We start from the raw sequence: 9,742 nt of genomic DNA on the forward strand, positions 1-9,742 counted from the left end.
TTCCGGCTAATTTCTCCGCCTGATGCCGGAAACACTTTCTCAAAGTCGTTTTTGTTCCGGTTTCATTATGGTTAAATTCCCGGTTGAGATGCTTTTCGTATTCCGCAAAGTATCGTTTCATAGCATCGCGGTTGAAATAAACGCCTTCACCGGAAGGATTAGCGTGAAAATCATCGGGGCAAAATACCTTGTTGTTGATAAGATTTAATGTGAAACGGTCGGCCACGGGTTTTCCGGAGTATGCTGTTTTGCTCCGTCAGGTAAAGGTTTGCCATATTGTTTCCGTATAGCCATTCTTTAAGAGTTAAGTTCGATTCCGATCAAACCGTTTTTTTAACTTGTAAGTTTCAAGATCTAACGGCTCCGGGTAAAATAAGATCTTGCGTTCTCTCGTTTGTTCTTCGAAAGGTTTCATAGCCATATTACGCAAAAAAACCACACCAAGATATTTAAAACCCTGCTCAAATGTTATTATGGCTTCTTCGTCAAGTTCCAACTTTAAGTCTTTCAATACTTCTTTTGATAAATCAAGCGCCTGGACAGCGTTTTCCCTGGATTTGCAAAGCACCACATAATCATCAGCATATCTTATAAACTTAAAGCCCTGTGCAAGCATTACTTCATCCAGTTCATCCAGGAAAAGGTTCGCAAGAAGAGGGGAAATAACTGATCCCTGTGGAATACCTTTTGTAATTATTTTCAAGTCAGTTCCATCCCAGACTTCTCCTCCGACCCACTGTGCTATCAATTGCTGAATAAGCGGGTCGGAAATCACTTTATTGAACTTGGATTTTAACAGGTCGTGATCTACATTGTCGAAAAAAGCATCAATGTCTGCATCTACCACAAACCGGTAGCCTTCCCTGTAAAGCGCCATTATCAGATAAATCACCTGCCGCACCGAACGGCCCTTTCGATAAGCATAGCTGCAATCTTCAAACTGCTTTTCAAGCACAGGTTCGACTAAATCAAGAACAGCTCTTTGTACTACCCGGTCTCTGACAGCAGGTATGCAAAGCCCGCGCGGTTCACCGTTTTTCTTGGATACCAGAATTTTCATCAAAGGAAGGGGATAATATTTTCCTTCTTTCAACTCTTCACTTAATGAAAATAAGTTGCCGTTAAGGTTGTGTTCAAACTGCTGTATGGTTACACCATCCACGCCTGCACAGCCGTTGTTGGCTTTGACGGAATCAAATGCATTGGTTAATGATTTTTTTGAAAACATTGCAGTAAAAACAATCAAAAAGGGTTATGGTAAATATTGTTACGGCTCCCGGTTAAAAACTAGATTCCAGTTGTTGGATTTACTCTGATAATAGCGAAAATTAATTGTTTGTTTAAGATTAGACAGTTTGTCGGCAATTTGCATATCATCAAGGCCGGAAGGCACAGCTTTGTAACTCTTCCAAGAAACTGGAGTTTGAAAAAATCCACGAGAAAAAGGTGGATATGTAAATGTCAGACTATGCATATTCTCTTTAGAAAGAATCCGCGCCAGCCATTTCAGCGACATTTTATCTATATACTGATTATACAGGCTTTCTTTATCTTTAAAACCACCTGTTGTAACTATTTGATGATTATATTCTTCATTCTTGTTTAAAAAAAAGTCTGCATCAGAATAATAGTTGATTTTTTCAATCGCAATATCAATACTTCCTAATCCAAAAGCCTTTCCATACCCAATTTTATGTTTTATGTTCACGCCAGGTTGCAGCGCCAGAATAAATAAATCCAGTAAAGCCTTTGGAATTCTTTCAAAATAGATGCTGCAGTTATTAATATCGGTATCCGGTTTAATGGTTTGAACCGGATACCGATAGATCGTTTGAGGCCAGTTATTCTCATTATCATACCAGGAAAGGGCATTGTCAGGGAATTGGTGAAAATAAAATTTTCTCCCCCTGTATTCATTGCCCAGAAATAACGTTGTTTGAAGGTCGGGCATTACTCGTCTCTGAACGCGATGCGGCTCGAAATACCACCAGTTCCCTGCTACCGGCTTGGGACCACCTATAAATGGTTTTCCAGGTATATCTGGCAGTTGAATCGTGTTATGAAAATTGCAATCGGGTACAATAATGTCTTCAAACTGGATACGAGATTGATAGGCGCTATTATCCTTAGCTCCTTCAATAACCACCCCAAATAAAAACGATGCCAAGTCCAATTTCTTATCCTGAATTTTAGGATGCAGCCGCACTGGTATTGCGGGACCAATAGTAATATCCTTTCCATTTTGCTGACTATAGGATGCAAATCCAACATACCTCTTATTTGCTTTTTTAGGAAATTTATCTGTTTCCTGACTTACCCAGGAATTGGTAAGCGTTTCGATGAAGGAACGGATCATGCCTTTTATGGAAGAGGCAGGAATCAGATAGGAATTTGCACTTTTATGGAAATTGGATTCATGTATCTGATAATCCGTTTCAGAGTTTCCGGTTCTTTTCTGTTCACCGACAATATGCACATCCGTTATGGTTTTGATTGAATATCTAATACAACCGGATAAGAGACCCCCCTCATTTTCCCATTCATCAACTGTTTTCAATATAGGCGCTTTTTCAGAAAAGGGTACAAAATCAAACGGTACTGGGTTGTGAATCATTTTTCGCCTCCTTTCCGTTATTCTTATAAAATTCATTCAGGTGGGCCATGCAGCACTTACCCGCTTCAGCCCAATTGGGTATAATGTATTTTGAAAAAATTCCTGACAGGATGTCATTTTCGGGCGTTGTGCCATTATCTAATTGAATGCCATTAAACTGGGCAGGATTTTTTAAATACAGGTTGATAATCGATTCTTTAATATTCAGTCTTCCCCGACCGACAGAGGTAAGACCTCCCAGACGGATTAAACCGTTGTTGATAGATTTCTCCCAGAAGGCAATCAACCCCAGGTCGGCCAAGGTTGGATTGATGATCTTAATATGGACTTTAAACTCATTACCTGGCGCCAGCTCCATAAATGTATGAAGCCCGCCCTCTTTTGCACCCTGAGTAATTCGGCCCAGCGGATTGCGTGTGGTTAAAACCATTTTTCCATGTGTTGAAGGAAAGATTACTTTATTTTTACCCCAACTCCCGGATATCAGGTTGCTTTTAAAGGCGGCTATGTCCAATTTACTCAGATCATCCACCCTGAACGTAATTCGACCTGCCACCGACTCATCCATCAGTTCTTCTGTTTCCTTATCAATGGATAGGCCAAACAAGTTCTGGATAATGTGCCATCCCGGTTCTTTTAGCGCACGAACAAGCGTTTTATCATCTTCATCAGTTTGATTGGCCTGATCATCGCTGTTTTGTCCGGTTGCATCCAGGGCAGCCGTCCAATATTTTTTTGGAATCAACCGTTTGATAGTATAATTTCGTATCGCACCTCGAATGCTGCTGGCAGGAATATGGTACCGGATATGTGATTCGTTGTTTTCAACGTCTACATCAAAATAAAAGTCATATACGTTTGATTCTTTTGATTCTTTGTTCTTTTGATCAACTTTTTTCTTGTTGAAAAAATCAAACTCAGCATTAACCAGCCTCGTTTTTACCCCATTTCCGCCAGCCTGTTTCCAGACAGATGTGGTTCCAGATTTGATACAAAGTGGTGTAATCGTACAAATCGACCACGTAATATTGGCAACACCGATAAGCTGGGTTAGACTGGTGGTTCGGCTCATGACGCCCCCTTTTTTGGCAATAATGCTGCAAAGGATTTTCTAAAGTCCTCAATCATTTTTTCCTGCTCTTCTTTTGCAAGCTTCGGAAGACCGTTGTAACCGGCATGGCCGGATTGAATGGCGCTCTGTATCCATGCTTCATAGTTGTTTTTATCCAAATAAAAGATTTCCTTGATGCTGAACCGACACCTCCCAAAGCCAACACCCCCCATTGCTCCCAAGGTAACGGGATAAATTTCGGAATTGAATCCATCCAGAGCAAACAGCAACATGCCTAATTCGTCAGGAAGCAAGTTCTGCCCGCATACCGTGATTTCAAATGTCATGCCCTGGGGAACTACTTCATAATTGAACAGTCGATTTTTGGCAGCGGTTCCGGTTTCCGGGTCAATTGCGACTGATTTGAGTAGAATGGTGCCGCGTGTCTGATCATATCCTGAATAGGCCAGTGTTTGATTCTGGTTAATTGGCGGCGGCGTGTTCATTGGTGCATCCCAGAACTCCAGCTTGCCTTCATTGACACTGCTGCCGAAGAGATATTCACCCTTTTGAAGAAAATCATGCAGAATAATGTTAGAATTTTTATTTTTCTTAAACAGATCCTGTAAATCCTCTGCTCGCTTCGGCGTATTAATTGTTGTCAGCATTAAATCAGAAAAAATCTGTTCCAGCCAGCATCGCAGGTTTCCCTTAATTGTTGTTCCAGGTATATATGCCCTGTTACGATAATCGGTCATCACTGTGGAGAATTTGGGAACATCTTCACCTTCTTTTTGTTTTACCCGCAGTTCATTGCTGTCCATCAATCCGTCACCGATATTAAGATGGCTAATTGTTTTCAGTATCCCGGTAATGCGGTACCGGTTGAGAAAGCTGCCGCCTTTAAACTTTCTGTCTGCCATGTTATTACTCCTTATTCCAAAAGGTTATGCGAATTTCACCAAATCCGTTTTCCGAGACAAAAGGGCAGGATTTCCAAGTGGGTTCACCTGCTTGTTTTGACCAAGCTGGCAGGTCCAGTCCATATTGATCCAAACGATTCAGTATTTCGGTGAGCTTGGTTTTATCCTTGATTTGAAAAACAAATATGCTACCGGCTGATGTCAGATAAAAAGGGCGATAGCCGTTCTTTTGGAATCGCATCCCCAGATAACCCCCCTGCAGCTCCTGCCGGGCAAAGAATCGGATAAAGTCGGCTGTATCATTGAATACCTGTTTCCAATATACACAATAGAGATCGTTGAGAATCTCGCGATCATCAAAAACAGCTTGTGCTTGCCTGGCCATATCTTCAGGATTAATTATAATTGCAGGTGCTTGCAGCGTAATTGCAAAACAAGTGGCATAACCAAGCTTATTTTGATCAAATGGCTTAAAATCTGGACTCAATTCAGAGAGAAAAACACTCTGACGTTTACCGAGATACCGCAAGGCCAGTTGATGAACAGAATGCAGTTCTTTCGTGAGTTCCGCTTTATCGGTGTCAGAGATATTATTTGGAAACAGAATGCCGCCATTCCAATAAATATCTTTCCAGGATTTATTCTGTTTTTTGTCTATTTCCATCTTTTTGGGTGCCACCATATGAAATGAGTACAACTGGCTATCATCTGCCTTGCGGGTTTCACTGTTAATGGCGGTTCGGGTAACAGGATGGCGCAGTAAATCCGGCTGGCAGTATTTTTTCGGCAGATCATCTGGATCACTCTTCCAGTCAATTTGAAACGCGACCGGTGTTTTTCCTTTTGCATAACATGAATCCTCATTATCAAAGGCAATATTCCGGTAGGTTCCTCCATACTGCACGCCAGATAATGGCTTAATGTACGGCCGGCTGTTCTTTTTCTCCGAAGGAATGGCTTGAAGAAAACGCAAATCTGAAAAATATCTGGCCAACAGAGGCCAATTCATGCGGACCGTTGAATTATTATCATCAATAGGCGTCGTAATGTCAGTATTCCCTGCTATCCGGTTCAACCCCGCTGCAAAAGATCCTTTTATGATTGAACCAGGAATGATGGATTCACTGACAAATACGTTATCAGCTTGCCGAATACCGCCGATCATAAAGGGTTCGGTTGGTACAAGAGAAAGCTTGAAACCCATTTTAGGTATTCCGGTCTGTTGGGGTTCATCCTGTTCTGTCTCAATTGAATCGCCAAACTGAACTTTTGCAACCCGGCCGTATCCCACGGTTTTGTCCGCGCCGACCGCATGAATAAAATGGAATGCCTGCTTAACTTGCTCGAGAATACCGATTTTTTCTGCATCAGATGCAAATAATTCAACCGTTCCATGCCATTCGGTATATTCACCAGATAAAAACGGTGATTCGCTGATTATGACCGCACCTTCTTGTGCAGTTCGGCGTTCGGGCTCTATGCGAATCCTTGTTCTAACATTACCTGTTGAAACAACGTCATTAATAAAGTCTGAAATTTTCAGCATCCCCCGTAGTGGACTGTATAATCCCATATTGTTTTGTTCATTGCGGCTTTCAGCTCCAAACAGATCCTTACAGGATTGTTTTCCCGCTGGAGAGAGCGTAATGATTTCACGCATGGCTTCTTTCAGCTTTCCCCGGATATGCGTGCCAGAAAGTGCAAACTTGCCTTCCCAATTTCGATAAAATGTGGTATCCAATCCCCAGCCGGAAGTGGTAAAACCAACTGTCAGCACAGGGCCTTTCACCGTCAGGGTGACAGGCAGTTGAATTAGTTTACAGGTCATATCATGCCTCCTTTTATAACAGATAATCCCACAGTTCCGCAACCTGAAGCCATCTGTATCCCTTGCCAGGCGGGCTGGACTGAACTATTCCGTCTTGAATTGTCGTGCCGGTAATCGTTTGAATTTCTTGCGACAGACCCAATTTATCCTTTTTGGACAACGGAGAAATATCGAGTGCACGCTGTAGATTGTTGGTATATTTTACTTGAGATCCCAGTGCCCAACTTCTGGCAATTTCATGAAGCCACGAACGGGAAATTCCTGATTTCAAATTTGCTGCAAACGTTTTCAACTCATCCATTTCACTTGATGTCAGTACCAGATCCCCGCAAACAGTTCGGTAGTATTCCTTTGCAAACAGATCATAAGAGGAGGGCATGGTTTCAAGCGACTCTAAGACCATATAATGCATTCGATTGCCGGTGCATTTATAGTATTCCGGTTTATTGCCGGGGTCATTTTTCAATCCTGATTTGACGGCATCAACCAGCATACCGGCAACCGTATCGATGTTCCGTATCGGGTTCTTGTGATGGGAAAAGACCAGTCCCATCGCATAGGTCAATTCCCGGTTTATAACACCACCTGGTGTATGTTCCGGCGCAAGGGGGTTTTGCTTGGCAACAACCTGGTAAAACAGTGATGCAACCTCCCACCCCAGCCAGGCCGGAACAATGAGTTTGATTTCATCTCCTCCCCAAAGAAGGGTTTCCAACCGGACTTCTTTCTGTTTGTTTATAAAAGATGGGCGATCCTTTACCAGATTGATAATTGCCTGCAAAAACAATTTTTTTAATGTATGCAGCGTGTTGTCGTATTGTCCAAGTTCAGCTTTAGAAAATGAACGTTGTAGTGCACCGAATTTGTTACCGTCGATATAAATATAGGCTATTTTCCCATCCAAATTACCCTGGGAACTATCTTTTGAAAGACTCTCCAGATCATTTGTAAACTCATATCCGTCTATATTGGATCCCAGAACGTTTTTATAGATTTCCTGACGAAGTGGTTTGCCCTGCTCCCTACGACTGTATGTAAAAGATGATAAGTTTTTCTCCTTTCCGGAATCCCATTGATGAGCTGGGAGTACCCGGTTAAGTTCATCAAAATCCATACCCGATTCTGCTTTAAGCGTTTCCGGAAATATCCGAATACTTGGGGATTGCATCTGGGCATACCGGACTTTTCCCATCAGTCTGGCCATGTCTTCTGGAAAACTATTTGTTTCTTCAATATATTCAACAATAAACATCATTTCTTTTATAGGCTGGCTTCCGTTGTATAGAAATTTCAGCAATTGTTGGCGTATGTCATTTGGATCGTTTGTCTCAATTGCAAACACAGCAGAACTGGCGCCTTCTGTAATCAGATGTTGTTTCCAGTTGGTATGCTGCGCCAGCATGCCAACCCTGTTCAGCAGGTAAAACCCGCCCCCTCTGATGGTGCTGATATCCGATGTGTCATATACAGTTGGTGTCAGGTTGACTGCCTCGGCACGGAAAAGGAATTTTTTCATCATAAAGGCTCCTGTTATTGTATGGTAATGTGAGTTGGTGTAAGTAGAGCATCACTCCTTCCGGCATTCATTTTTGTATATCTTAAAACAAACACATAAAAGAATTACAATCACTGTGGTTACAGCTCCGAACACATAAAAATTATTCCAAACGTAACAATTTAAGAATTTAACTTCAGTAAAATTCATTCCAAAATAACCTATAATCACTGCCAAAAGCGCAAATCGAAGGCCAATTTTCGTTGCGACATCCTGAAAACGCTCAATTTTTTGTTGGTGAATCAACTCAACCAATTCATCAGCTCGCCCAATCTCATCTTTAACCTGCTCGTACATGGGTTCAAGCTCAAAAGCGTCTTTCATTTTCTGATAAATTTCAATTCCCTGATCCTGATTGGTGATCTCTGTAAACCAATGCACGTTCATGAATTTCATGAAGCGGGTATGCAGGTCCCTGAGGCGGTACGGTAACTCATCAGGTATATTCCTCTTCAGTTTTTCAGGAAAATCTTTTGCAATTTCAGCAATCTCATTCGAAAAACGAATCAACGAAGCCCTGTAATAAGTAGTTAGGAGAAACATTTGGAAATACATTGATACAAACGGACGATAACAAAATCCCTTATTCCCAAAGTACATAAATGCAGATGAGTAGCGGGTAAACCCCATACGGGTCCGATAATGCTTCCAACGGGTATATTCATGTTTCTGCATCAGATCGCAGATAAATTGTTTGTCATAACTGTAGTTATTACCCGGATTATCGACATACATAAAATGGGAAAAATAAATATCATCCTGATCACGATTCACCATTTCAGTGGTGTCATCTTTAAAAGCCACGTAGCTGTGAACCAGCATCCGGTCGTCCAAAATGGGGTAAAAAATTTGCGTTCCATTATCTTCTCCCCAAAAAGAGTTCAACAGTTCGGTAACCGGGCTTTTATATACCGGGTAGAGCCTATTTTTCAGGTTGTCATTAGTTACCGGAGTCATTGTGTCTAAAAACACGTCATCCAACGAATAGGTCTCTGAAAACTCAAATGAATCCGAAATGATAGAAACCGACTTTGGAAAGTCATTCCCCTTCATCTGCTCAAAAGGATTATCTTTTTCAAAGTAGGCAGGGTACACACGACGGAACATATTGTTAAACAGAAGCAACTCCCCTCCAGTGCTGATCAAGGGGGCATTGATATCTTTATTCTGATCTGGATTGTCATCATTGGTGTTGCTGGTTTCGAAGACTAGAACCCAAATATTGTTTGGAAAATGATATAGGTAAATGCCAGCAAGCAAAGATGACATTTTATCTCCGTTGAGTTTTTCAAGACAGATGGAACCGTAGCTTAAACGGTGTTTAAAAAAACACACGATATTCTGATCCTCAATTTTTACTGACTCCCCCGTTTTCTGGGGAAACAGAAAAGCCCTGACATAATCATGAAAATAGATGTATTCTGCATAATTTTTCTGAAGATTCCAGTTTGCTACCAATTCTTTTGGCTTTGAAGGAATTTCAAAAGGTAATTGATCCCAATTATGCGGAGATGCTTTGATTTTACAATCACAGTGAAATGGGTAAAGAAAAAATGATGTGAATTTTTCAATTGGCGCATCATGGAGTTGCATACTATTTTCCTCTGTCATGCTTATTTCCTCCCAGTGGATATAATGGACCCCGAAATTTGAACTGATGGTTAAGCTGCTTTTTCTGTGATATTGACTCCATTATAAAGGAGACAGAATGAGAAAGCAATATCCAGGGAATTTTAAAGCAAAGGTTGCATTGGAAGCCATCAGGTCAGAG

Annotated in this window: 8 protein-coding genes; all 8 read right to left on the reverse strand. The window is 41.4% G+C overall.

The genetic code is table 11. The features are described from left to right. Positions 1 to 226 (reverse strand): CRISPR-associated endonuclease Cas1 (locus VXK47_RS09670; RefSeq protein WP_435548574.1); only part of this gene is annotated, 226 nt, incomplete at its 3' end. 78 nt (positions 227 to 304) lie between these two features. Then, on the reverse strand, positions 305 to 1,228 hold the full coding sequence (locus VXK47_RS09675) for a reverse transcriptase domain-containing protein (protein ID WP_435548575.1): 924 nt from the start codon (positions 1,226 to 1,228) through the stop codon (positions 305 to 307). A 39-nt stretch (positions 1,229 to 1,267) separates the two neighbouring features. Beyond that, positions 1,268 to 2,356 (reverse strand): hypothetical protein, encoded by a 1,089-nt coding sequence (locus VXK47_RS09680; RefSeq protein ID WP_435548576.1) that lies wholly within the window; start codon positions 2,354 to 2,356, stop codon positions 1,268 to 1,270. A 232-nt stretch (positions 2,357 to 2,588) separates the two neighbouring features. Continuing rightward, positions 2,589 to 3,686 carry an RAMP superfamily CRISPR-associated protein gene (locus tag VXK47_RS09685; RefSeq protein ID WP_435548577.1) on the reverse strand — a complete coding sequence of 366 codons (1,098 nt, stop codon included), beginning with the start codon at positions 3,684 to 3,686 and terminating at the stop codon, positions 2,589 to 2,591. Next, the gene (locus VXK47_RS09690; protein ID WP_435548578.1) at positions 3,683 to 4,588 is read right to left on the reverse strand and encodes an RAMP superfamily CRISPR-associated protein; all 906 of its coding nucleotides are present in this window, start codon (positions 4,586 to 4,588) and stop codon (positions 3,683 to 3,685) included. Before VXK47_RS09690 ends, VXK47_RS09685 begins: the two co-directional genes overlap by 4 nt. 4 nt (positions 4,589 to 4,592) lie before the next feature. Further along, positions 4,593 to 6,416, reverse strand: a complete 1,824-nt coding sequence (locus tag VXK47_RS09695; protein WP_435548579.1) for an RAMP superfamily CRISPR-associated protein — start codon at positions 6,414 to 6,416, stop codon at positions 4,593 to 4,595. Between the two features lie 13 nt (positions 6,417 to 6,429). Continuing rightward, positions 6,430 to 7,935: a hypothetical protein gene (locus VXK47_RS09700; protein WP_435548580.1), complete on the reverse strand. Its 1,506-nt coding sequence runs from the start codon at positions 7,933 to 7,935 to the stop codon at positions 6,430 to 6,432. 48 nt (positions 7,936 to 7,983) lie between these two features. After that, positions 7,984 to 9,582, reverse strand: coding sequence for a hypothetical protein (locus tag VXK47_RS09705; RefSeq protein WP_435548581.1), 1,599 nt, complete (start codon positions 9,580 to 9,582; stop codon positions 7,984 to 7,986). Between the last annotated feature and the right edge of the window lie 160 nt (positions 9,583 to 9,742).

It is taken from the genome of Desulfobacterium sp. N47 (assembly GCF_051233685.1).
Lineage (GTDB): Bacteria > Desulfobacterota > Desulfobacteria > Desulfobacterales > RPRI01 > RPRI01.